Source organism: Klebsiella sp. WOUb02, from assembly GCF_050058015.1.
Lineage (GTDB): Bacteria > Pseudomonadota > Gammaproteobacteria > Enterobacterales > Enterobacteriaceae > Klebsiella.
Genome location: NZ_CP170110.1, coordinates 1,539,031 through 1,560,704 on the forward strand (window position 1 = coordinate 1,539,031; position 21,674 = coordinate 1,560,704).

Below are 21,674 nucleotides of genomic sequence, written 5' to 3' on the forward strand. Positions count from 1 at the left end.
TACACCTGGGATTTGGTCAATTTGCCAGATATCTGATAGACCATTCAGTAATTAAATCCGGTAAACCCCCGGCATTGCCGGGGGACTCCGAAAGGTTTGACCTTTAAGTCAGTCGCGCGAATCTGAAATCTCCGCCAAGAGATGAGGATTCGTGATGAGAGACTATCAGAGCTTAAGCCATACGAAATGGGACTGTAAATATCACGTGGTTTATATCCCTAAACGCCGGAAACAGCGGTTATATGGTGCGCTGCGGCATGAGTTGGGAAAAATATTCCACGAGCTTGCGAGCCAGAAGGGCTGTCAGATTTTGGAGGGGCATCTGATGCGTGATCATGTCCACATGTGCATCAGCATACCGCCAAAGTACTCGGTATCGACAGTCGTCGGCTATCTGAAGGGAAAAAGCGCGATAGCGATAGCACGACACTTCGGCAGAGGTAAAAACTTCACCGGAGAAGTTTTCTGGGCACGAGGATATTTCGTTTCAACCGTTGGTTTGGATGAAGCCACGGTCAGGGCATACATACGCAACCAGGAGAGAGAGACGAACGATACGATCAAATGAAACTGAACGTATAGCAGCCGCCTTGGGCGGCTCATGGTTTGTCGGCGCCTTTGAGGCGCTCCCCCTAAAGCCTCCGGCTCTGCCGGAGGATACTTACTTCCAGTCTACAGGATTGATGCCAATAGCCCGATTCTCAATCAGCACCTGATCATCGCGGTGCGTGTCAAGGTAGTTGTCGCCTCAGTTGATTCATGCGGCCCGCGTTTCCCGCTCCGGATTTAGCCACACTTCTTCCTGCCGGCTCCAGTTTCGCGTTGCCCCTGACCAGCGGTGCGGATGCTGCTTTTTCGCGGCCTCGTACACCGATTTTCGCTGTGACAGAAGTTGACGGTCTTCGCCTCTGTGCCGCTGACCCGGCGTCACATAGCGGATACCGCTGTGCCGGTGCTCTTCGTTGTACCAGCCGACGAAGCCTTCCACCCAGGCACGGGCCTCTTCCAGCGACGCGAAGCCCTTCTCAGGCCACGCCGGGACGTATTTCAGCGTCCTGAACAGCGACTCCACGTGGGCGTTGTCGTTGCTTACCCGTGGCCGGCTGTGCGACGCGGTTATCTTCAGTTCCGCAAGCTTCACCTGCAGCACCTGTGACTTCATGGGGGCCCCGTTATCCGCATGCAGCACCAGTGGCTCCTGCCAGCAACGCTCGCTCAGCACTGTCCGCTTTACCAGCTCTGCCGCATATTCCCCGCTTTCTACCGGATGCACTTCATAGCCCACGATTTTGCGGCTGAACACGTCTTCTGTCAGATACAGGTAGAACCAGTGGCCCGCCGTCAGCGACTTCAGCCACGTGATGTCCCACGACCAGACCTGGTTCGGCGCTGTTGCCTTCCAGGTCGACAGCGGCCTGCTTTGTGGAGCCTGCTGACGTCCCCGGTGACTGACTTCGCCGTAACGCCGCAGTACCCGGTAAAACGTCGATTCACTGGCGATGTAACGACCTTCATCGGCCAGCACCGGGACGATTTGTGCCGGTGGCAGACTGGCGAACCGGGGTTCATGACAGACAGCCAGCACCAGCTGCTCCTCTTCAGCGCTGAGCCTGTTCTTCGGCACCGGCCGGGGGGCAGCGGGACGCCGGTCATCAGAGCTGCGTTGCCAGCGCTGGCGAGTCCGTTCGCTGATACCCACACACTGACAGGCTGCGTGCTGCCGGGCGCCGGCATCAAGGGCTTCCTGCACCATGGACATCAGCTGTAATCTGTCGGCCGCGGGTGTCATTCGTCCTCGCGTTCTTCGGCGAAGAACGCCTTCAGCTTTTTTTCCAGAATGAGCAGCGCCGCGGCTTCAGCCAGCGCCTTGTCCTTGCGGGCTATTTCACGGTTAAGTTGCTGAATTTCTTTTTTCTGCTTTTTAATCAAGGCTCTTTCTTCACGCTGACCGGGCTGCATAAATTCGTCCCTCCACTGCTGAATTTGCTCAGGATAAAGACCTTTACGGCGACAGTATTCAGCCACAGCATGAGCAGAAAGCGGTGCGGTTTCAACGAGAACGGCAAAGCGGGCGTCCTGCGACCATTCTGGCGTTGACTGACTTTCCGCTACACGAACGCCAGCCTGAGTACGCCAGGCATAAAGCGTATTGGCCGGGATCCCCTCAGAACGGGCTAACTGAACGACCGGTTGATTATGTGGCGGCATCATTCTGGCGATCAGAGCGGCTTTACGCTCAGGTGAATAAGTGTTCATTATTGTCCTCTCCGGCCCCCGGAAATTTTTCTGTCAGAGGCGACAACTACCCTGACATGGGGGGATCGCCAGGTTCCTGTAAGACTTTTTCGTGGCGAACAAGCAGGAGTGGAGATACTTGTTTTTTCCACAGAAAGGCTTCGGTTTCTATCATTGATCAGTCCTCTGGTTTTGGTGAAAGGACAAATTAAACAGCGCCTGAGCGTGAATACAATTTCATTTACCCAATCATACCGAAGATGCTGGTCTGAGTGTCTGGAAATTATCGTTAATCCGACAGGTCAGTTGCCCGGCTATCACTGGCAGGGTATCGCTGAAAAATCCGTTTATTGCCGCCCGGAAGGCCTTCGCCGTGGCAAAATACCGGTTGTTCCGGGCATGCTCATTCATGACCTTCCACAACCGCTCAATCGGATTCAGATTCGGGCTGTAAGGAGGCAGGTAGTGCAGTTCAATATTCATCACCACCGCCCAGTCCTGCACCAGTGAGGCACGGTGATACGGTGCACCATCCAGTATAAGATGCACTTTCTGCCTGACCGGGTAAGTCTGCCGGATAGCGATGAAAAACTCACAAATGGTTCTGGCATTAATCTGCGCATAATCGCAGGTCACTGTCCGGGCGATGTCGTTCAGGCTGAGTGCCCCGATGATATTCATCCGGGTACGGCTGCCGGTGGTTTTAACCGCTTTGCGCTCACCCCGGCGTATCCAGCCACCACTCAGTTTCGTTGACTGCGTGGGATGCACCGCATCCATAAACAGGATGGGTTCGCTGTCACCCGCCGTCAGCTTCAGAGCCTCATATTCAGCCATGAACTGCTGCTGTTTTTCTTCGCTGAACTTATGCGGGACGCCCGTCGGCTTTTTCCATGAAAAACCATTGCGGTGAAGCCACTTGTTCATCCCCGGAATGGAGTAAGACACACCGAAACGCTCGCTGACGAGGGCAACAATACTGGCTGTACTCACATGTACGTCATCGGTCAGCAAACAGATTAACTCTGCTGAGTGCGCAGAACTGAGATGCTCCTGAGAACCACCGTTTTCAGAGGTCAGCTTACCCTCATCAAGATAATCCGCGATATGGCGCAGGACGGTGGTCTCATGGATAAGCTGGGACTGCGCAATCATGGTCGTTGACCAGCCCTGAGCAGAGAGGAGTACGCAGCGAATTCTGTCGCAGACACGGCGGTCACGGCTTAGGCGGTGCTGAGCCTCAAGGGCTGCAATCTGTTCGGGTGAGAGTCTGATGTTCATGAATTAAGCATGATCCCCTGACTGCATGAAATCAAGCAGTTTCAATGATCACGGGTATAGTTCATTTCCTGGCCCAGAGTAATCAATCCGTTGTTATTCTTGCGTAAAAGGTAGCGCATCATATCTGAGAAATCGTGAACCATTGTTTCCGTGCGGCTGGCATCCTCAAGAAATGCAAGGCGGCCAATAGTATTCAACACATTAAATAAAAAGTGCGGGTTAATCTGGTAAGAAAGCGCTTTGAATTCGGCTTCGTGCAGCGAGCGTTCAATCTCAACGCGCTTACGTAACTCACTGGTCAATTCTTGCTCTTTATGGCGTAATTCACGCTGGATGTTATTAGCATGCGCCTGTTCGACCAGGTATGAGGCCACATGAAGGAGCGTGTAGGCCGTGGATTCAAAACGTTCATAAGGCATACGCTGCGTGTTGTGATGCAAATTAATAAGCCAGGGGTTTTCTTGCCAAAGATGATTGTTATCAAGGATATAAGGTATGGTTTTTTCTTTATCCTGCTCCACTTTCACCTGGCCTGAAATAAATGCGCCAAGATAATGATTGTTAATCATTATTGGTACGGCAAACTCCACAAATCCGCAGTAACAGCGATACACTACCGGCTCCCCGGCACGCATTGCCGCTTCGCCGCCCGCGCTGTCACTGTCGTAGCAATGCCGGGCCAGCGCCTCATTCATTCTGGAGCGAGCACAAAAATCCGAAAAACCGCTCGGGCGAGTCACAGGAACCCCTTCCTGATCCACCACCACAAGAGCAATCATCATTGATTTACTGAAGTTGTCTTGGAGTGTTTGCAAGCGATTGACATCAAGAAATTCGTGTAATTTATATTTATTATTCATGACATCCGCCAAATCAATTTAGAAGCAGCTAAACCATACCGCATTCCCCGATTAAAAATGATGAAACGGCTCACAAACAAAAATTTAATTGTATCTAAAATGTTAAAATAGAGCCATTTATGTTTTTATTTTGTTTATCAGGCTAACATTTTATTTAATTTAAGAATAAGAAACTCGACGCCCAATCCAGTAAGAATTAGAAGTCAGTTCAATATTTTTATTTTCACCTACCCCCCTATTTTTAATGAAAAAAAGAACAGGCGAAACGCCAGCGCCAGGCGGATGACAGGTACGGGAAACACACCGCCATAATTAAAATGACTGTTTTTCATGTTGTATAGAACCGTTATTAATACCTGGAGTCGGCCTGTGCTATGAACTTAAATAACGCCAGAAAGCGGCTGAGCTAGCGATGGCTGATTTTCAACGACCCACCCTCGCCTTTCCTGAAAACGCGCCCAAACTTCCACTCCACTCGTGCTGTGCGCCCTGTTCAGGAGAAGTGATGGAAGCAATTCAGGCCTCCGGAATCGACTACACGATTTTCTTCTATAACCCCAATATTCACCCACAGAAAGAGTCTCTTCTGCGCAAAGAAGAGAATATCCGCTTCGCGGAGAAGGGCGCGCAGGTTTACTGCAAGGCGTTTAAAATGGCGTATCCAGCCGCGATACGCGCCGGGTTCGGGTAGCTCTTATTCGCTAACATAACGATGCCAAGCTGCCGTTCGGGGATAAACGCCACGTAGGCGCCGAATCCGCCGGTAGAACCGGTTTTATGTACCCACGACGCGGCGACCGCCGGAACCGGTGGTTCTATCGCCGCTGCCGGATGCGGGGCCAGCGCCACCGCGTTATCGCCGCCTTTCGCCATTTCGGCGCTATTGACCGGCCAATTGAGCATCTCCCAGCCCAATCCCTGATACATATTGCCGATGCGCCAGTAGCGCGCCTGCGCCATCTCGAGGCCGGTTCTGAGCACAGGGCTGCCGACATGCCGGGGTGCCATATTGGCCTGTAGCCAGGCGGCCATATCCGTAACCGTTGATTTCACCCCGTAGGATTCGGCATCCAGCATTCCGGGTGAAACGTGCACCAGCTGGCCGTTGCGGTAGCCCCAGGCATAGTTTTTCTCTTCCGCCGGCGGAATGTTAATCCACGTGTGGTTGAGATTCAGCGGTTGCAATACGCGCTGGCTCATGGCATCTGCAAAAGTGAGCCCGGAAGGTTTCACCGCCAGCATGCCGAACAGACCGATACTGCTGTTGGCGTAGAGTCGCATGCTGCCCGGCGCCCACTGCGGCTGCCACCGCTGGTAGAAATCGCGCAGCGAGGCCCCGTCCGTGACGCTATCCGGCACCTGTAGCGGCAGCCCGCCAGCGGTATAAGTCGCCAGATCCAGCATCGTTATCCCCTGCCACCGTTTGTCATTAAGCTCCGGCCAGTAGCGGCTGGCGCTGTCGCTCAGCTTGATTTCTCCGCGGGCGACGGCGTCTGCGCCTAATACGCCGGTGAACGTTTTGCTAACCGAACCGAGTTCGAATAGCGTCTCCTTCGTCACCGGGCGGCCGTTGCCGACGTCCGCTTTGCCCCAGGTGAAATAGTACGGCTGGCCCTGATAAATTACCGCCACCGCCATGCCCGGGATCGCCTGCTCTTTCAGCAGAGGATCGATGGCCTGCGCGACCACCTGAGAGATTTGCCGCGGCGTCAGCTTTTTCGGCGCAGCAATGCCTGCCGCGGTGAGCGAAAGCGCGGCAAGTGCCAGAACGCCATTCAGCATTTTTTGCATGGGTAAAACCTTCCATAGAGTGAGTGAGATATCCGGGACCTGAAAACGCGCTCAGTCTGGGGGTTTTGACAGCCTCTGACAAACGATTAAACTTAGCATCTGCCTAAAGTTTTTCTAACACATACAACCATGACCAGAAGCTATCTCCCGCTCAACGCCCTGCGCGCTTTCGAAGCCGCCGCCCGGCACTTAAGCTTTACTCGCGCCGCGATTGAGCTCAACGTGACGCATTCCGCCATTAGTCAGCAGGTGCGTTCGCTGGAAGAACATCTTAATTGTCAGCTATTTGTGCGGGTTTCTCGCGGCCTGATGCTGACGAAAGAGGGCGAAAACTTACTGCCGGTGCTGAACGGCTCTTTCGATATTATCGCCGATACGCTCGATCGTTTTAGCGCCCGCCAACCTCGAGAAAAACTAAAAACAGGCGTCGTGGGGACATTCGCCGTGGGATTCCTGCTGCCCCGGCTGGAGGATTTTCGCCGCTGCTGCCCGCATATCGACCTGCAGCTGTCGACGCATAACAATCGGGTCGACCCTGCGGCAGAGGGGCTGGACTATACCATTCGTTTCGGCAACGGCGCCTGGCACGATACCGAGGCCACATTCCTATGCGATGCGCCGCTCACCGCGCTCTGCGCGCCGGAGATTGCGCGAGCGCTACGCAAACCGGCCGATGTGCTTCAGTACACATTGCTGCGCTCCTATCGCCGCGACGAATGGGCGACATGGATGATGAAAGCCGGAGAGACCCCGCCGGCGCCCACCCATCCGGTGATGGTTTTTGACACCTCGCTTGCGATGCTCGAGGCGGCGCAGTGCGGGGCCGGCATTGCGATTGCGCCAGCCAGCATGTTCAGCCACTTGCTCAACGGCGGGCGCATCGTGCAACCGTTCCCTACGGAGATCAGTTCCGGCGGCTACTGGCTCACGCGGCTGCAATCTCGCCCCGAAACTGCCGCCATGCGCGACTTTGCCGCCTGGATAGCGAAACAGTGCTAAGCACAGCGGAGAGCCGACATGGCCAGGTTTAACTTCTGGGGCAGTTGGGAAGACCCGGCCAGGGAAACGGCACGCTGTGCCGTTTTCCGCCCTGAGCCACCCGCTACAAATGTCTCGCGAACGCTGAAACCGCGATCCCGCCAGCGATGGCGATTAAGGGCCTTTTAAGCGCCAGCATCAGGATGGCGGTTGTCAGCAACGCCATCTGGGCGCCTCTGTCGCCGGCAGACTGCCGTAGGCGCGATAATGGCCACCAGCACGGAACCGGACATGGCCTGAATAAAGCTTTTTATTTTGCCGCTGAACGGCACAAAAGACATCACGTAGACGCCGCCCCAGCGGGTAGCAAGCGTTACCAGCGCCATCGCGATGATGATAATTAAGGCCCCGGCATCCGACATCTCAACGTTCACTCTTTTTGCCTCCCGGCGCGATGCCAACGATCCCTCCGGCGAGGGCTCCGGCAATGACGTGGCTATTTGCCGGCAGCCATTGCCAGGCCATCAGCGACGCGCCCGCCGCCGCGGTCCAGATCGGAATCGTCCGCGAATGTCTTTCCCCCTCAAAAACCATTGAGAGAAGAAAACATCCCATTACCATATCAAGGCCATAGCTTTTGGGGTCGCGGATCGCGCTGCCGAAATACAGCCCCGCCATCGTGCCGGCAACCCAAAAAAGCCACAGCGCAAGACCGCCGCCAAAGAGTAACCCCAGCCCCGGCTTTTCCCGGCTAAATGCCTGCATCGCCATGGCCCAGTTCGCATCGGATACGACCACCATGATCCCGTAGCGCCTGGCCGGCGGTAAAAAGCGTAGCCACGGGTAGAGCGTGGCCCCCATTAAAAGATGTCTGGCATTGATCGCAAAAACGGTCGCCAGAAGGGTGAATAGCGGCAGCTGATCCTCCCACAGGGCTAGCGCGGCGAACTGGGCGTAGCCGGCGAAAACCAGCAGACTCATCATGGTCGCCATAAGATGGCTCAGCCCCTCCTGCGACGCCGCGAGGCCAAAGGCGGCGCCAAAAACGGCCACAAATAGTGAAATCGGTAGCAGCTCGCGAAAACCAGAGCCAATTAATGAACCGGTCAGTATAGATAAATGGGCAGATTTTTTTGTTATCCCGGGCATCGTCTTCCTCCAGTAGCGCCAACCTCAACGAAGAGCCACTATGCCCACGTTGCGTACGCAATAAAAACGCATAATAATTAACGATACTATTTGCTTATCGAATATTTGGAGTTGGCGTGCATTTTCAGGATCTGCAGATGGACTGGCTCAAATGCTTTGTCGCTGTCGTCGATGCGGGCTCGCTTTCCGCGGCGGCGCCTGAGGTTCACCGCTCCCAGTCGGCGGTCAGCATGCAGCTTAAAAAGCTGGAATCGGCGCTCGGTTGCCGACTTATTCTGCGCGGCCCCCGGCAAAATCAGCTCACGCCTGAAGGACAAAAACTGCTGGGATATGCCCGGCGGATGCTCGATTTACACACTGAGACTCAGGCCGCCTTTCACGGCGAGGAGCTCACAGGACGTATCCGCCTGGGCGTGCCGGATGACTATGCGGCAAAATACCTGACGCCGGCCCTCAGGAGGTTTGCGCCTAATTTTGGTGCGATTGAAATCGAGTGAGTCTGCGAACAATCGACCTCGCTTATCCCTCGCGTTGAGAGCGGCGATTTAGACCTCGCGCTGGTCTCCCGGGAACATGCCAGCCAGGGAACGTTACTCTTTTATGAACCCATGGTATGGGTCGGTTCTGCACAGTTTGAGGTCTGGCGGCGCGATCCGCTCCCCGTGGCGGTATACGAAAGCACAAGCATGGCAAAGCGCAGCGCTATCAACGCATTAGCCCTGCAGGGACGTCGGTATAAAGTGGTCTACAACAGCTCCAGCCTGTCGGGCCAAATTGCGGCGGTGGAGAGCGGGCTGGCGGTCGCGGTCCTAACCCAGTGCAGCGCCCCGCCGCACCTGCAGATTTTGGGCCGGGAGCAGCATCTGGGGCCGCTGGAGCCGATGGCGGTGGCCTTGTACAGAAGCCGGGCGTCGAAAGACTCTTTGGCGGTCGATAGTCTGTACGAGTCGCTGCTCAGGACGCTGAGAACATCGACTGCGTACCCTTTCGCCGGTAGCCCGGAACAGGGCTAACGGTGCGGAGGGATTGTCAGGACTGCGCAAGATCGGTACGATCTCCGCGCGTCGTCGGATGGGAGATAACGATAAATTCGACGGGAGAGAGGCTATCGTTTCTGGCCTGATGCGCTGACCCGGGAGGGATCTCTAATCCCTGCCGGGCGCAGATCTCATGCATCTCACCCGCCAGTTCCATGGTAAGCACGCCCTGAATCACGAAGAAAAACTGGCTTGAAACGCAATGATAGTGGCGCTTTTCGCAGGTGCCTGACGGCATCTTTTCGTGAATAACGAGCATGTCCGGACGGTTTAGCAGATACCAGCCGTCGCAATTGTCACCCCAGACGTAATGCCCGGCATTGTCTTTTGAAATCACCGCCCTGCTCCTTTGAGAAAAGATCGCTTGAGGCAGGAAATTTACTCCGCCAGATAGCCGCCATCAATGGGATAAACGCCGCCGCTGCAGAATCCGGCCTTTTCCGACAACAGGAACAGGATAAAATCGGCCACCTCCTGCATTTTAGCCATTCGCTTGAGCGGATGGCTGTCGGCAAATGCGCGCTGAACAGACGCGGGGAGTTCATTAATACGCGGCGTGCCGACGTATCCCGGCGCCACCGCATTGACCCGCAGGCCCTGTTGCGCAAACTCCAGCGCCGCGGTTTGGGTTAGGCCAATAACGCCATGTTTGGCCCTTGTATAAGGCGCCAGCCCGGGAATACCGACCAGGCCATTGACGGCGGATAAATTAACGATCGCCCCGCCGCCGGATTTTACTATCCGGGGAATTTCATATTTCATACAGTAAAAAACGCTGCTCAAAGAGGCCGCGATCACCCTCTGCCAGTTATCTATCGTCTGCTGCGCAATATTTTTCTGCCGATCGCCGGTTATACCCGCGTTATTAACCGCATAATCAAGTCGGCCAAAGCGGGCCACGACTTCATCAATCATCTGCCTCACCTGTTCCGGCTGCGAAACATCACACCCGATACCCACGGCGGTCCGTCCCTCTGGCGACAGCGATTTAGCCTTGTGCTCCGCCTGTTCGCGGGATCGGGCGACCACAACCACCCGCGCACCTGATTGGTGTAACTGCTCTACAACCGCCTCCCCAATGCCGGCGGTACTGCCGGTAACTACCTCCACTTTGTTCTGAAAGCTCATGTTCGCTCCTGTAAAGAATGATTTTTATGCTCTACAGAAGTATATGAAAAAGGAGTGACAGCTTTTGTCAGTACTCATCATCCAGGTGAAGCCCCTCTTGCGTCCGCCATTTTCTCAATAAGCCGATCCTGCTGTCGTTATATTTATCGGCAAGCAGCGAGATGCCCATTATTCGGTCGGTTCGGAAATGACGAAAATCCTTGCGCAGCTCGCACCATCCGGCCAGCAGCCAGCACTTCTCCATATAAGCCAGCGCCACTGGCCATATAACTCTCGAGGATAGCCGTTCGTTTTTAGCGCAATACGCGATTTGAACTTTGTTTCTGTTATTAATCGCATGGCGCAGCTCGGCAAAAAAAGCGGCATCTTTTTCACCCGGTCCGGTCAGCAACGATTGATACTCGATGTGCTCTTTTAATTTATCCGGCGTAACTGAGCGTATTTTAGCCAGCGTGCTTTTGGCGATCTTTTTAAAATCAGCATCGGTGTTATGACATACCCAGTTTAGCCCGAGCGTAAGGGCGTTAATTTCCTGCGGGGTAAAAGTCAGCGGCGGCAAATGATAGTCAGACTTAATAATATACCCAATGCCGGAACTGCCCTCAATATACACCCCCTGCTGCTGGAGCGTCTGAATATCCCGGTAAACGGTACGCACGCTTATTCCCAATCTTTCGCTAAGGGTCAAGGCGGTTAGCGGATACCGGTGCTCGCGCAGTATCTGGAGCAATTCAAGCAGTCTTTGCGTACGGGTCATGGCGTTTTCCTGTGGCACGGCGCGTTGCGTCCTGCGATATGCCCGGCTTTAGCCCGCAGGGGATTGATTGCCGACGGCATAAAATTTATCAGCAGCGGTCCGATGATATAAGTCGAACCCCGCGCTTTCAATCCCGACAAGAACGGTCTCCGCCAGAGAAACAGGCAACTTTCAGGCAGAATCAGGCTCACCCCTTCCGCTATCTCCCCGCTACAGTGTGGCTTTCTTACCCGCAAACAGCTGGAGCAACAATGAAAACTTATGGTTATGCCGCATTGAGCGCCGATTTGCCCTTAGTCCCTTTCGCCTTCGAACGCCGCGCCCTGCGCGATAACGACGTGGCGATCGAAATCCTCTACTCCGGCGTGTGCCACAGCGATCTCCATCAGGCGCGTAACGACTGGCAGGAGTGGGGGCCAACCGTCTACCCGCTGGTCCCCGGTCACGAGATCGTCGGTCGGGTGATTGACGTCGGCGCCAACGCGAAACGCTACGCCATCGGCCAGATGGTCGCGGTAGGCACCATCGTTGATAGCTGTCAGGAGTGCGATCAGTGCCGGCGTCATGAAGAGCAGATGTGCCGTGAATTCCCCACCGTCACTTACAACGGCCGCGACCGTCAGACGGGTGACATCACCTATGGCGGATACTCAAAGCAGATCGTGGTGCGCGAAGAGTTTGTTCTCAACCTGCCGCAGGGACTCGATCCGTCGCGGGCCGCGCCGTTGCTGTGTGCGGGCATCACCGTCTATTCGCCTCTTCGAACCTGGAGCGTCGGGCCGGGATCGCGCGTCGGGGTCGTGGGGATTGGCGGTTTAGGCCACCTCGCGGTACGGATGGCGGTAGGCCTGGGAGCAGAGGTGACGGTGATCACCCGCAGCGCCGGCAAAGCCGAAGAGGCGCACAAGCTCGGCGCAGAACATGTCCTGCTCTCCACGTCGGATGAGGCTATGCGCCAGGCAGCGTCTTCGTTTGACGTCATTATCGATACGATCCCGACGCGTCACGACGTTTCTCCCTACGTGCAGCTGCTGGATGTCGAAGGTGCGCTGGTCATCGTTGGCGCGCTGGGTGATATGGAGGGATTCAGCACGCTACCGCTGATTATGGGGCGTCGACGCATTACCGGATCGCCGTCCGGCGGGATTGCAGAAACGCAGGAGATGCTGGATTTTTGCGCGCGCAAAGGCATCTATCCCGATTGCGAAACCATCAGCATGCAGCAAATCAATGAGGCGTTCGAACGCATGGAACGGGGCGATGTGAAGTACCGTTTTGTGATTGATATGGCGTCGCTCACCGCCGCCTGAATGCGCATCAGCCGGTCACCCGGCTGATTTTATTTCACCCCGAAGGCCGGATAGCCGGCCCCTTTCAGCAGCCGTTCTTTGTCCTGGATCGGCGTCACGCCAAACATCCGCTTATACTCGCGGTGAAACTGCGTCACGCTCTCATACCCTACGCGGATTGCCACGCTGGCAGCATCGCCCTCCTCGGCAATCAGCAGACGGCGCGCTTCGTGCAGCCGCAGCCGCTTTTGATACTGCAGCGGGCTCAAAGAGGTCATCCGGCGAAAATGGTGGTGAAGCGTCGAAACGCCCATGCCGGCCATCCGCGCCAGCTCTTCGACCTTCAGCGGCTGCAGATAATTATCGCGTAGCCAGCCGATCGCCATGGAGACGCGCTGGCCGCTGGTACCCGCCACTACCGTCTCGCGGAATACGCTGCCGGCATCCCCAATCAGTATCAGGTAGAAGATTTCGCGAAGCGTTAAGTCATTAATATAATGCCGCTCATGCTCCGGCAGTTCCGCATTGGCCAGGTATCGCCGCACGGCATCAAGCAGGCGCTCGTTCGCCTCCCCCAGGGCCATGCCGGCGCTCTGCTGGCTCGCGCGCCCGCCGCGTAGTTCCATATCGGCCATCACTTCACGCGCCAGCCCTAAATCCAGCCCGATCAGCAGCGAGAGAAACGGCGCATCCGGGCTGACGGCGGGGACTTCAGAGACGGTAGGTAAATTTATCGCCGTGAGGAAAAAACACGATTCGTTATAGGTGTAAACCGTCTCACCCACGGTCACGTTCTTTTCCCCCTGAATCACCAGCGACAGGCTGGGCTCATAAACCTGTGCCAGCGGCGGCATCGGCTCATGCAGTTGCGCCATCATCACCCCGGGAAAAGGCGTAAAAATGCCCGCCTGGCCGGCGGTGTGGCGCTGAATCAGGTTCGCAATATCCTTACGGATCGCGGCGGTCTGCTGACGTAGCCGCTCTGTTCTTCGGTCAATACGCTGAAGCACTCGGTGACACCTGCGGTTGGAATGAAAATGAGCGGAAGCTACTATCTTAAAACAGTCATGAAAAATTATCGGCGTGGATTGTGCTGAATAAGACAAAAGAGCGGCGCCTGCGCGATGAGGACATAGTCTGCGGGCCCACGGGGCGGCATGTTGCCGGGTCTGTTTGTCGGTAGAGTGACGGGGCGCCGCTGCGGGCCGCCCCGTGTGTATCGCTGCGGCTACGCTTCGTACGCCGCGCTATGGAAATCGATTTCCCACTGCAGCACCTCGCCGTACAGCACCGACAGCGCCTGCTTTTCGCCTTCGCTCAGCGCCATCGCGCAGCGGTCCAGCTCCTCCTTCAGCCAGCGGGCCTGGCGGTAAAACTCCTCTTCCGCATGCATTTCGACCCAGCGCCGCAGATCCGCGTCGCTCTGGCCGCGCTCGCTCACCCGCCGGCACCAGTGATAGTACATCCACTCCGCGCCGAACATCAGGGTAATAATCTGTTCATAGCTCCCCTCACGGGCGATACGCAGCATGCCGTCGCGGAAGCGGCGCACCCCGGGACGGTCGTCCGGATAATCGGCAGGATTAACCCGGCGTTCGGCCAGTACCTGCTCAAACCAGGCGATCTGGGTATCTACCAGCGCGTTCAGCACGCCGATCAGCCAGCGCTGCTGGCGAATATCCGGCGCCTTGCTGACGCCGAGGGCAAAAATGGCGATCGCCGTGGCGACAAAATTGCCCTCAAAGACCAGATAGCGGTTAAATACCGTCTCCGGCAGGCGGTCCTGCTCAATATCCACCACAAAGCGGTGCTGCTGCATCGCCTGCCATACCTGCTGATGTTCACGCAGCAGGCGCTCGCTAAACGCTTCCATTACGCCTCCTCCAGCGCGGCCTGAGCGACCGACATAAAGTGCTTAACCCGCGCCAGATCGACATCGTTCCACCAGACGCCGTCCACCTTCATGGTGCTGGCGACGATCACCCCCTGGGTGCGCCCGAGGATCTGGCAGACGTTGGCCGGCGTTACGCCGGAACCCACCAGCAGCGGCAGCGCGGTAGCGGCGCGGATCTCATCGATCTCCTCGAGGGTGGCGCTGTCGCCGGTGCGCTGGCCGGTAGCGATCACCGCGTCGGCCTCGAAGAAGTCCACGTCGCGGGTCAGCTCCTGAATCGAACGGTCGGCGACGATGGCGTGGCTGCCGTGCTTGACGTGGCTATCGGCAAAGACGCGAATATGCTCCGCGCGCAGCTGGCTGCGATAGCGCAGCGCCTTCGCCGCCGCCCCTTCAATAAACCCCTCGTTGGCGATATAGGCGTTGGCCCACTGGTTTACGCGGACGAAATCGGCCCCGCCGGCGAGCGCGGTAGCCAGCGCGGGAATCGCGGCGTTGGCCAGCACGTTAATGCCCAGCGGCACGCCAAAACGCTCGCGAACCTTCTCGGTAATCACCGCCATCAGCGCCGAGGTTTCAGGACCAATATCCTCCGGTTTGGCAAAGGGAATATCGCCGTGGTTTTCAATAATCAGACCGTGAACGCCGCCCGCAATATAATTTTCAGCGTCCCGAAGCGCACGTTCAATAATACCATTAACTGATTTACCACGATATTTAGGTGTACCCGGAAAGGGATCGCAGTGAATAACGCCAATGACCGCCTTGCGACGTGAAAAAATAGCTTGTATTGCGCTGGGTTTTTCTGCTGATATAGAAGTCATGTTTATCCATCCTGTTAAGGGAACACTATGCGTGTTTACGTTATCGGTAATATTACCGTAGATGAAACCTGGGCCATTTCGGATATACCGAAAAAAGGCACCTCGATTCATGGCATTAAAGTTTCGCAGGATCTCGGCGGAAAAGGCGCGAATCAGGCGATTATATTATCCCGCTGCGGCATAGATACATGCTTAATTGCGGCCACGGGAAATGACAGCAATGGATCCTGGATACGCCAGCAGCTAATAAATGAACCATTGACGCTGCTACCCGTCGGGAATTGCAACCAACATAGCGACACCTCAATTATCTTAAATAGCGCCGATGGCGATAATGCAATTATTACCACCACCGCCGCCGCCGATACCTTTAGCCTCGATGATATTCTTCCGCATCTGGCCGAGAGCGCCGCAGGCGATATTCTGCTGCAGCAGGGTAATTTCTCGCTGGAAAAGACCCGCGCCCTGTTCCAGTTCGCCAAAGCGCGCGGGATGACCACGGTATTTAATCCTTCGCCGGTCAATCCTGATTTTTCCCTCCTGTGGCCGCTTATCGATATCGCGGTGGTCAATGAGTCAGAGGCGGAGCAGCTGCAGCCTTATGGCGTACCAACCCTGGTCATTACCCAGGGCGCTGCCGGCGCCTGGCTGGTTCGCGCAGGCCAGCGCCGGTTCTCTCCCGCCGCCGCCGTCGAAGCGCTTGATACCACCGGCGCCGGCGACACCTTTCTCGCCGTTATGCTGGCCTCGGCGCTGCGCCGCGGCGTGGCGCCGGACGGCCTGGCGCTGGCCCATGCCAGCCGCGCTGCCGCCATCACCGTAAGCCGTCGGGGTACCTTTAGCGCCTTTCCCGACGGCCGCGAGCTCGCCGCCCTGCTAGCGACGGGCGATGCCTGAAGATTACTTAAACAGCGAACGGTAGCTATCAACGTTCGCTTTGGTCACCACCGTAGCCGGAACCAGAATGGATTTCGGCACGGTTTTACCCGAAGTAATCGCATTCAGCGCCTTCAGGGCCTCCGCCCCCATCTGCTCAGGATCCTGCTGCAGCACGGCGGTAACGTAGCCGCCGTCGATACCTGAAATCGCCTTCGCCGTCAGATCCCAGCCGAAGACCTTAATATCCTTCTGGCGCCCCTGGTTCTCCACTGCGGCAATAGCGCCGAGCAGCGCGGGTTCGCCGGTGGCGTAGATCGCCGTCAGATCCGGGTTGCCGGTAATCAGGTTCTCCGCCGCGGTCATCGCTTTATCCTGCACGTTCTGCCCGTCGACGACGTTGGCAACGGTAATTTTCGGATTACTCTTCAGGGTCTCTTCGAAGCCTTTCTGCCGCTGGTTCTGAATCGCCGAGTTCAGCGCGCCGACGATACCCAGCCGCGCCTGACCGCCCATCTCTTTCTGCACGTAATCGAGGAAGTATTTACCGATAATTCTGCCCCCTTCGATATTATCCACGCCGACCTGGGCCGCCTGAGGACCCGCCGGTAATACCGCATCAATAGCGATAACAGGAATATTCGCGGCGGCGGCTTCTTTCACCGCGGGCATGATTCCGTTAACGTCGATGGCGGCAACCAGGATGCCTTTAACGCCTTGCTGAATATAGTTTTCAATCGCGTCATTCTGCGCCACGGGATTATCGTTGGAGTTGAAAATCACTAAATCCTTACCGCTCGCCTTAGCCGCATCCTGCGCGCCTTTATTCATCAGATTAAAAAACAGCGCCTGCTGATTAATTTGCACTAACGCATAGGTGGGATTGGCGGCACTGGCGGAAGAAATAAAGCTCAGCGATGCCAGCAGAGACGTTGCCACAGCAATAAAACGCAGTTTTCCGGTGTTAAATAACATCATCAGTATCCTCGTCGGGAATAGTTGATAGCCAGCAGAGTTCCACGCCGCAATGCGAACGCAGAAGGATTATTTTTTGGCGGGCAAATATCGCGTATGGCCGGGGCGATCGAAGACCGTTCGGCTAATACCTGCTTGGCTCATTCCGGCAACCGGTCCGTTTCGGTGCGCGACTGGAATGTTTTAAGCGGGTTTGGGAATGACTTCCCGGATGATGCGGTAAACTGCCTATACAATTCTCCGCCGATTAAATTTTGTCAAGCACTTATTTAGCGCCGCCGCTGGCGGAAAAATTGCTGTATTGACCGCGCTTAACTATGTTACAGATAGCCGACTCTGGCAGAAATGGCGCAGGAAATGAGTATAAAACGCGTATTGTTATCCGATGTGGCAAAGCTGGCGGGACTGTCGAAGGCCACCTTATCCCGCTATATGAACAACAATATTGTGCTGCCGCAGGAAACCATCGACCGCATTGAAACGGCGATCCGCGAGCTGGACTATCGCGGCAACAGCCTGGCGCGCCGCCTGAGCAAAGGCGGAAGCGAAACCCTCGGTCTGGTTCTCCCCGATATTACCAACCCCTTCTTCGCCGAACTGGCCGACGCCGCTGAGGAGGCCGCCTCGGCCAGCGGCTACAGCCTGGTGCTGTGCATCACCCGCAACAACCCGGAAAAAGAGTGCCAGTTCATTCGCTGGCTGGATACCTGCCAGGTTGACGGCCTGCTGTTCACCACCAACCGCCCCGACAACGGCCTGCTGCGAAAAGAGGTTCAGCGTCACGAGCGCATCGTTTTGCTCGATGAGGATATTCCCGGCAGCACGGTGCCGAAGGTCTTTGCCGACAACGTCCAGGGCGGACGGATCGCGACGGAGAAACTGATCGCCGCCGGGCATCGCCGTATCGCCTTCATCGGCGGGCCGGACAAGCTGATGAGCGTACGTGAACGCTACCAGGGATTCTGCACCGCGATGGAGCAGGCCGGCCTGAGCTGGCCCGCCGAGTGGGTCATGTACGGCGACTACCAGCGCGAGTTCGGCCAGCAGGCGCTGCGCCACCTCTTCAGCCAGCCGCTGCGCCCCACCGCCGTCTTTGCCGCCAGCGACTATCTGGTGCTTGGCCTGCTCGACGGGCTGCGCGCCTGCGGACTGCAGGCGCCGGAGGCGTTGTCGCTGGTCGGTTTCGATGACGCTAACTATGCCGATTTTACCCAGCCGCGTATCTCCACCGTCCGCCAGCCCGCGCGGGAGCTGGGCCGCACCGCGGTGAGCATCATGCTGCGCCTGCTGAATAACGAGAAAGATATCCCGGCGGAGACCCGTCTGCCGGTGGAATGGATTGGCCGCGATTCGATTAAGATTTGTTAAGCGCGTCCCAAAATGGCGCAAAAGCGCCCAGTTTTGGCGCAAAAAACGCTCAACTTAAAATCTGTTGATTATAATTAGTAAACCGGTTTACTTATAAACCGCTAATAAATTCTATCTGTTACATAGGGTTAAGTGATGGGGCTGCTGTGTTTTTTCTGCCCTGGCACGGATGCTGCAATGTTCTTACTGGCGAACAAATATCTTAAATAGCGTTTGACCTGACCGTACATGTGAAAGCTCCACTCCGCAGGTAAACCGGTTTACAAGGGCGTAAACCGTGTTGGATGGAGTCTTTCAACCGGAATGGCAAACATTTTCCCGGCAATAGCGATGGGAGCGAATCGGATGCAGCAGCCACAAACTACCCCGCCACGGGTAGAAATGATCAATATCACCAAGACCTACGGGTCAATACGCTCCCTGCGCGGCGTAAACCTGGAGCTGGCTCCGGGCGAAGTGCTGGGCCTGGTGGGCGATAACGGCGCGGGGAAATCAACCCTGACCAAAGTGCTGTCCGGGGCGGTGATCCCCACCGGCGGAACTATCCGCATCGACGGCGAACAGCAGCAGTTTACCAATCCGGCGGACTCGCGCCGCTGCCGTATCGAGATGGTGTATCAGGACCTGTCGCTGTGCGATACCGTCGACGTCGCGGGCAACCTGTTTATGGGCCGCGAGCCGATGAAATCGGTGCTCGGTATCCCCTTCCTCGACGAGGCCAAAATGCACGCCGACGCGCGGGAGATGCTCAAGGGGCTGGGTATTTCCATTCCCGATACCCGCCTGCTGGTCCGCAATCTCTCCGGCGGCCAGCGCCAGGCTATTGCCATCGCCCGCGCGGCGGCTTTTGACCCCAAGGTGCTGATTATGGATGAGCCCACCGCCGCGCTTGCCGTGGCGGAAGTCGAGGCGGTTCTGGAGCTTATTCGTCGCGTTTCCGCGCGCGGCGTAAGCGTCATTCTGATCACCCATCGTCTGCAGGATCTCTTCCTGGTCTGCGACCGAATCATGGTGATGTATGAAGGCACCAACGTCGCCGATCGACGGGTGGCCGACACCAGCCTGAGCGATATCGTTAACCTGATCGTGGGCGAAAAATTCACCGCTCGCTCTGCGGCAGCACACTGAGGTAACAGGATGAGTATCATGAACTTAAGCAGCTCCCGCATGATCCAGCATTCGCTGCCGCGCCGCCTGCTGCATAACCACTCTGGCGTGGTCAGCATTGCGCTGTTTTTCGTCTTCTGCTGCGTGGTGTTTTCGCTCATCACCGGCAACTTCCTGACCGGTACCAACTGGCTGAATATCATTCGCCAGAGCGCCCCGCTGCTGATCGTGGCGACCGCGATGACCCTGGTGATCACCACCGGCGGCATCGACCTGTCGGTGGGCTCCACTCTCGCGCTAGTGGGCGCGCTCTCGGCCATAGCCCTCAACAGCTGGGGCTTACCGTGGCCGGTGGTGCTGCTCGGTGGTCTGCTGCTCGGCGGATTAGTCGGCGCCATCAACGGCTTCTTTATAGCCTATGAAGGCATTCCGGCGTTTATCGTTACCCTCGCCACCCTCGCCGTGGTCCGCGGCATCGCGCTGCTGGTGACCCAGGGCTACTCGATCCCCGTCCCCGCCGACAGCCTGTTTACATTTATCGGGCGCGCCTGGGTGCTGGGGATCCCGATGCCGGCGCTGATCGGCATTATGATTCTGGTTATCGGGCATATCGTGCTGAATCATATGCGCTTTGGCCGCTACGTGACGGCTATCGGCGCCAACGCCGAGGGCGCGCGGCGCAGCGGGATTAACACCAAAGCGGTGACCATGCGGGTGTACATCATCAGCGGCATGGCCGCCGCGCTGGCCGGCATGATTATTACCGCCCGCCTCGGCAGCGGCTCCTCCAACCAGGGGGAAGGCTTCGAGCTGCAGGTGATTGCCGCCGTCGTCCTCGGCAGCACCAGCCTGTTCGGCGGCTTCGGCACCATTATCGGCACGCTGCTCGGCGCGCTGTCGATTGCGGTGATTCAGAACGGGCTGATCCTGTCGCATATCTCGCCGTTCTACACCCAGATCGCCACCGGCACCATTATCCTGCTGGCGATCTGGCTCAACACCCGCATTCTCAACCCCACGCGCTCAGCGGCAAAAGGATAGCTCATGAAAGGATCAATTTTTCGCCACCCCACTCCGCTGCCGGTCGGCATCAGCAGCGGCTACGTGATGACGGTGCTCGGCCCGCTGCCGATCAGCGAGATGGGCGTCACGCTGATGCATGAACATATCCTGCTGGATGCCTCCGGCAAGTGGGTACCGCCCTGCTGCTGCAGCGATCGCCACCTTGCCGAAATGCCGGTGAAGATGGAAAACCTCGGCGAGCTGTCGCTGAACCCGCTGATCAGTCGCGATAACTGCCAGCTGTTTGACGTCGACGTGGCGATCGAAGAGCTGAGCAAATATCGCGCCCTGGGCGGGGAAACGGTGGTCGACCCGACCAATATCGGCATCGGCCGCGATCCGCAGGCGCTGGCGCGCATCGCGCGTCTGACCGGACTGAATATTATTATGGGCACCGGCTTCTATCTCGAGCCGTCGCATCCCGAGTGGGTGAAGAGCAGCAGCGTCGAACGGCTGACCGAGCGGCTGATCTACGACGTCGGCGGCGCGGAGGAGAAGCCGGAGATTGTCGCCGGGCTGATCGGCGAGATCGGCGTCTCCAGCCGCTTTACCGCGGATGAAGAGAAGTCCCTGCGCGCGGCGGGCCGGGCCAGCGCGGCGACCGGGGTGCCGATCGAGGTCCACCTGCCGGGCTGGGAGCGGCTGGGCCATCGGGTGCTGGATATCCTCGAACAGGAAGGGGCCGATCTGCGCCATACGGTGCTGTGCCATATGAATCCCAGCTTTGCCGATAAACGCTATCAGCGCGAGCTGGCGCAGCGCGGGGCGTTCCTCGAATACGACATGATCGGCATGAGCTACTACTACGCCGACGAGTCGGCGCAGTCGCCCTCCGACGAAGAAAACGCCCGCGCCATTCGGGAGCTGATTGACGACGGCTACATCCAGCAGATTTTGCTATCGCAGGACGTGTTCCTGAAGACCATGCTCACCCGCTACGGCGGCCACGGTTACGGCTACATACTCAAGCATTTTGTTCCGCGCCTGCGACGCCACGGCGTCAGCGGCGAACAGCTTGAAACCCTGATGATTGACAATCCCCGGCGGGTATTCGGCGGATAAG

Annotated in this window: 22 protein-coding genes and 2 pseudogenes; 11 read left to right on the top strand and 13 right to left on the bottom strand. The window is 57.0% G+C overall.

The genetic code is table 11. The features are described from left to right. Positions 1-154: 154 nt before the first annotated feature. Positions 155-568 (top strand): IS200/IS605 family transposase, encoded by a 414-nt coding sequence (gene tnpA / locus ABOC21_RS14255; RefSeq protein WP_426812793.1) that lies wholly within the window; start codon positions 155-157, stop codon positions 566-568. Between the two features lie 189 nt (positions 569-757). On the opposite strand, the gene ABOC21_RS14260 is transcribed toward tnpA, so the two are convergent. The 3 genes and pseudogenes from ABOC21_RS14260 to ABOC21_RS14270 form a co-directional block, all read right to left on the bottom strand. After that, positions 758-2,256, bottom strand: a protein-coding gene (locus tag ABOC21_RS14260) for an IS3 family transposase (protein WP_426811911.1) whose coding sequence is annotated in 2 segments (ribosomal slippage) — positions 758-1,815 and positions 1,815-2,256 — 1,500 coding nt in all. Because the reading frame shifts where the segments join, the coding sequence is not laid out codon by codon here. 228 nt (positions 2,257-2,484) lie between these two features. Beyond that, positions 2,485-3,516 carry an IS630 family transposase gene (locus ABOC21_RS14265; RefSeq protein ID WP_426812791.1) on the bottom strand — a complete coding sequence of 344 codons (1,032 nt, stop codon included), beginning with the start codon at positions 3,514-3,516 and terminating at the stop codon, positions 2,485-2,487. A gap of 44 nt (positions 3,517-3,560) precedes the next feature. Beyond that, positions 3,561-4,376: pseudogene (locus tag ABOC21_RS14270) on the bottom strand (PocR ligand-binding domain-containing protein); the annotation flags it as partial. Positions 4,377-4,788: 412 nt separating this feature from the next. Between ABOC21_RS14270 and ABOC21_RS14275 the strand changes: the two are divergent. Continuing rightward, positions 4,789-4,998 (top strand): annotated as a pseudogene (locus tag ABOC21_RS14275) (epoxyqueuosine reductase QueH); the annotation flags it as partial. 11 nt (positions 4,999-5,009) lie between these two features. Here ABOC21_RS14275 and ampC read toward each other — a convergent pair. Next, positions 5,010-6,167 (bottom strand): class C beta-lactamase, encoded by a 1,158-nt coding sequence (gene ampC / locus ABOC21_RS14280; protein ID WP_426815019.1) that lies wholly within the window; start codon positions 6,165-6,167, stop codon positions 5,010-5,012. A 129-nt stretch (positions 6,168-6,296) separates the two neighbouring features. Here ampC and ampR point away from each other — a divergent pair, with 129 nt between their 5' ends. After that, entirely contained in the window at positions 6,297-7,166 is an 870-nt protein-coding gene (ampR, locus tag ABOC21_RS14285) for a LysR family transcriptional regulator AmpR (RefSeq protein WP_426815020.1), read from the top strand. 164 nt (positions 7,167-7,330) lie between these two features. Here the strand turns inward: ampR and ABOC21_RS14290 are convergent, their stop codons facing one another. Both ABOC21_RS14290 and ABOC21_RS14295 read right to left on the bottom strand, forming a co-directional pair. After that, positions 7,331-7,579, bottom strand: a complete 249-nt coding sequence (locus ABOC21_RS14290; RefSeq protein WP_426815021.1) for an AzlD family protein — start codon at positions 7,577-7,579, stop codon at positions 7,331-7,333. Continuing rightward, positions 7,569-8,294 carry an AzlC family ABC transporter permease gene (locus ABOC21_RS14295; RefSeq protein ID WP_426815022.1) on the bottom strand — a complete coding sequence of 242 codons (726 nt, stop codon included), beginning with the start codon at positions 8,292-8,294 and terminating at the stop codon, positions 7,569-7,571. The genes ABOC21_RS14290 and ABOC21_RS14295 overlap by 11 nt, the downstream gene beginning before the upstream one ends. Before the next feature lie 137 nt (positions 8,295-8,431). Here ABOC21_RS14295 and ABOC21_RS14300 point away from each other — a divergent pair, with 137 nt between their 5' ends. Then, entirely contained in the window at positions 8,432-8,791 is a 360-nt protein-coding gene (locus ABOC21_RS14300) for a LysR family transcriptional regulator (RefSeq protein ID WP_426815023.1), read from the top strand. 60 nt (positions 8,792-8,851) lie between these two features. After that, positions 8,852-9,307 carry a LysR substrate-binding domain-containing protein gene (locus tag ABOC21_RS14305; RefSeq protein ID WP_426815493.1) on the top strand — a complete coding sequence of 152 codons (456 nt, stop codon included), beginning with the start codon at positions 8,852-8,854 and terminating at the stop codon, positions 9,305-9,307. A gap of 16 nt (positions 9,308-9,323) precedes the next feature. Here ABOC21_RS14305 and ABOC21_RS14310 read toward each other — a convergent pair whose 3' ends face one another. The 3 genes from ABOC21_RS14310 to ABOC21_RS14320 all read right to left on the bottom strand — a co-directional run bounded on the left by ABOC21_RS14310 (position 9,324) and on the right by ABOC21_RS14320 (position 11,216). Further along, positions 9,324-9,668 (bottom strand): cupin domain-containing protein, encoded by a 345-nt coding sequence (locus ABOC21_RS14310; protein WP_426815024.1) that lies wholly within the window; start codon positions 9,666-9,668, stop codon positions 9,324-9,326. 41 nt (positions 9,669-9,709) lie between these two features. After that, entirely contained in the window at positions 9,710-10,459 is a 750-nt protein-coding gene (locus tag ABOC21_RS14315; RefSeq protein WP_426815025.1) for an SDR family NAD(P)-dependent oxidoreductase, read from the bottom strand. A 67-nt stretch (positions 10,460-10,526) separates the two neighbouring features. Next, entirely contained in the window at positions 10,527-11,216 is a 690-nt protein-coding gene (locus ABOC21_RS14320; protein WP_426815026.1) for a helix-turn-helix transcriptional regulator, read from the bottom strand. A gap of 251 nt (positions 11,217-11,467) precedes the next feature. Between ABOC21_RS14320 and ABOC21_RS14325 the strand changes: the two genes are divergently transcribed. Continuing rightward, complete coding sequence (locus tag ABOC21_RS14325; RefSeq protein ID WP_426815027.1) at positions 11,468-12,526, top strand: NAD(P)-dependent alcohol dehydrogenase; 1,059 nt, start codon at positions 11,468-11,470, stop codon at positions 12,524-12,526. Between the two features lie 29 nt (positions 12,527-12,555). Here the strand turns inward: ABOC21_RS14325 and ABOC21_RS14330 are convergent, their stop codons facing one another. From ABOC21_RS14330 to ABOC21_RS14340, 3 genes are all read right to left on the bottom strand, one after another. Next, positions 12,556-13,515, bottom strand: coding sequence for an AraC family transcriptional regulator N-terminal domain-containing protein (locus ABOC21_RS14330; protein ID WP_426815028.1), 960 nt, complete (start codon positions 13,513-13,515; stop codon positions 12,556-12,558). Between the two features lie 218 nt (positions 13,516-13,733). Then, positions 13,734-14,378, bottom strand: a complete 645-nt coding sequence (locus ABOC21_RS14335; protein WP_426815029.1) for a TenA family protein — start codon at positions 14,376-14,378, stop codon at positions 13,734-13,736. Beyond that, positions 14,378-15,223 carry a BtpA/SgcQ family protein gene (locus ABOC21_RS14340; protein WP_426815030.1) on the bottom strand — a complete coding sequence of 282 codons (846 nt, stop codon included), beginning with the start codon at positions 15,221-15,223 and terminating at the stop codon, positions 14,378-14,380. The genes ABOC21_RS14335 and ABOC21_RS14340 overlap by 1 nt, the downstream gene beginning before the upstream one ends. A 27-nt stretch (positions 15,224-15,250) precedes the next feature. On the opposite strand from ABOC21_RS14340, the gene ABOC21_RS14345 reads away from it, so the two are divergent. Further along, the gene (locus ABOC21_RS14345) at positions 15,251-16,120 is read left to right on the top strand and encodes a PfkB family carbohydrate kinase (RefSeq protein WP_426815031.1); all 870 of its coding nucleotides are present in this window, start codon (positions 15,251-15,253) and stop codon (positions 16,118-16,120) included. 3 nt (positions 16,121-16,123) lie between these two features. Here the strand turns inward: ABOC21_RS14345 and ABOC21_RS14350 are convergent, their stop codons facing one another. After that, positions 16,124-17,077, bottom strand: coding sequence for a substrate-binding domain-containing protein (locus ABOC21_RS14350; RefSeq protein WP_426815032.1), 954 nt, complete (start codon positions 17,075-17,077; stop codon positions 16,124-16,126). 342 nt (positions 17,078-17,419) lie between these two features. On the opposite strand from ABOC21_RS14350, the gene ABOC21_RS14355 reads away from it, so the two are divergent. From ABOC21_RS14355 to ABOC21_RS14370, 4 genes are all read left to right on the top strand, one after another. After that, entirely contained in the window at positions 17,420-18,442 is a 1,023-nt protein-coding gene (locus tag ABOC21_RS14355; RefSeq protein ID WP_426815033.1) for a LacI family DNA-binding transcriptional regulator, read from the top strand. Between the two features lie 381 nt (positions 18,443-18,823). Further along, entirely contained in the window at positions 18,824-19,570 is a 747-nt protein-coding gene (locus tag ABOC21_RS14360; RefSeq protein WP_426815494.1) for an ATP-binding cassette domain-containing protein, read from the top strand. Positions 19,571-19,588: 18 nt separating this feature from the next. Then, positions 19,589-20,590 (top strand): ABC transporter permease, encoded by a 1,002-nt coding sequence (locus ABOC21_RS14365; RefSeq protein WP_426815034.1) that lies wholly within the window; start codon positions 19,589-19,591, stop codon positions 20,588-20,590. Between the two features lie 3 nt (positions 20,591-20,593). Further along, the gene (locus ABOC21_RS14370) at positions 20,594-21,673 is read left to right on the top strand and encodes a phosphotriesterase family protein (RefSeq protein WP_426815035.1); all 1,080 of its coding nucleotides are present in this window, start codon (positions 20,594-20,596) and stop codon (positions 21,671-21,673) included. Position 21,674: the final 1 nt, after the last annotated feature.

What these genes read in the sequence shown, in the direction of transcription:
- tnpA (WP_426812793.1), top strand. Translation starts at nt 155, where the DNA reads ATGAGAGACTATCAGAGCTTAAGCCATACGAAATGGGACTGTAAATAT.
- ABOC21_RS14265 (WP_426812791.1), bottom strand. Translation starts at nt 3,516, where the DNA reads ATGAACATCAGACTCTCACCCGAACAGATTGCAGCCCTTGAGGCTCAG.
- ampC (WP_426815019.1), bottom strand. Translation starts at nt 6,167, where the DNA reads ATGCAAAAAATGCTGAATGGCGTTCTGGCACTTGCCGCGCTTTCGCTC.
- ampR (WP_426815020.1), top strand. Translation starts at nt 6,297, where the DNA reads ATGACCAGAAGCTATCTCCCGCTCAACGCCCTGCGCGCTTTCGAAGCC.
- ABOC21_RS14295 (WP_426815022.1), bottom strand. Translation starts at nt 8,294, where the DNA reads ATGCCCGGGATAACAAAAAAATCTGCCCATTTATCTATACTGACCGGT.
- ABOC21_RS14300 (WP_426815023.1), top strand. Translation starts at nt 8,432, where the DNA reads ATGGACTGGCTCAAATGCTTTGTCGCTGTCGTCGATGCGGGCTCGCTT.
- ABOC21_RS14315 (WP_426815025.1), bottom strand. Translation starts at nt 10,459, where the DNA reads ATGAGCTTTCAGAACAAAGTGGAGGTAGTTACCGGCAGTACCGCCGGC.
- ABOC21_RS14320 (WP_426815026.1), bottom strand. Translation starts at nt 11,216, where the DNA reads ATGACCCGTACGCAAAGACTGCTTGAATTGCTCCAGATACTGCGCGAG.
- ABOC21_RS14325 (WP_426815027.1), top strand. Translation starts at nt 11,468, where the DNA reads ATGAAAACTTATGGTTATGCCGCATTGAGCGCCGATTTGCCCTTAGTC.
- ABOC21_RS14335 (WP_426815029.1), bottom strand. Translation starts at nt 14,378, where the DNA reads ATGGAAGCGTTTAGCGAGCGCCTGCTGCGTGAACATCAGCAGGTATGG.
- ABOC21_RS14340 (WP_426815030.1), bottom strand. Translation starts at nt 15,223, where the DNA reads ATGACTTCTATATCAGCAGAAAAACCCAGCGCAATACAAGCTATTTTT.
- ABOC21_RS14345 (WP_426815031.1), top strand. Translation starts at nt 15,251, where the DNA reads ATGCGTGTTTACGTTATCGGTAATATTACCGTAGATGAAACCTGGGCC.
- ABOC21_RS14350 (WP_426815032.1), bottom strand. Translation starts at nt 17,077, where the DNA reads ATGATGTTATTTAACACCGGAAAACTGCGTTTTATTGCTGTGGCAACG.
- ABOC21_RS14355 (WP_426815033.1), top strand. Translation starts at nt 17,420, where the DNA reads ATGGCGCAGGAAATGAGTATAAAACGCGTATTGTTATCCGATGTGGCA.
- ABOC21_RS14360 (WP_426815494.1), top strand. Translation starts at nt 18,824, where the DNA reads ATGATCAATATCACCAAGACCTACGGGTCAATACGCTCCCTGCGCGGC.
- ABOC21_RS14365 (WP_426815034.1), top strand. Translation starts at nt 19,589, where the DNA reads ATGAACTTAAGCAGCTCCCGCATGATCCAGCATTCGCTGCCGCGCCGC.
- ABOC21_RS14370 (WP_426815035.1), top strand. Translation starts at nt 20,594, where the DNA reads ATGAAAGGATCAATTTTTCGCCACCCCACTCCGCTGCCGGTCGGCATC.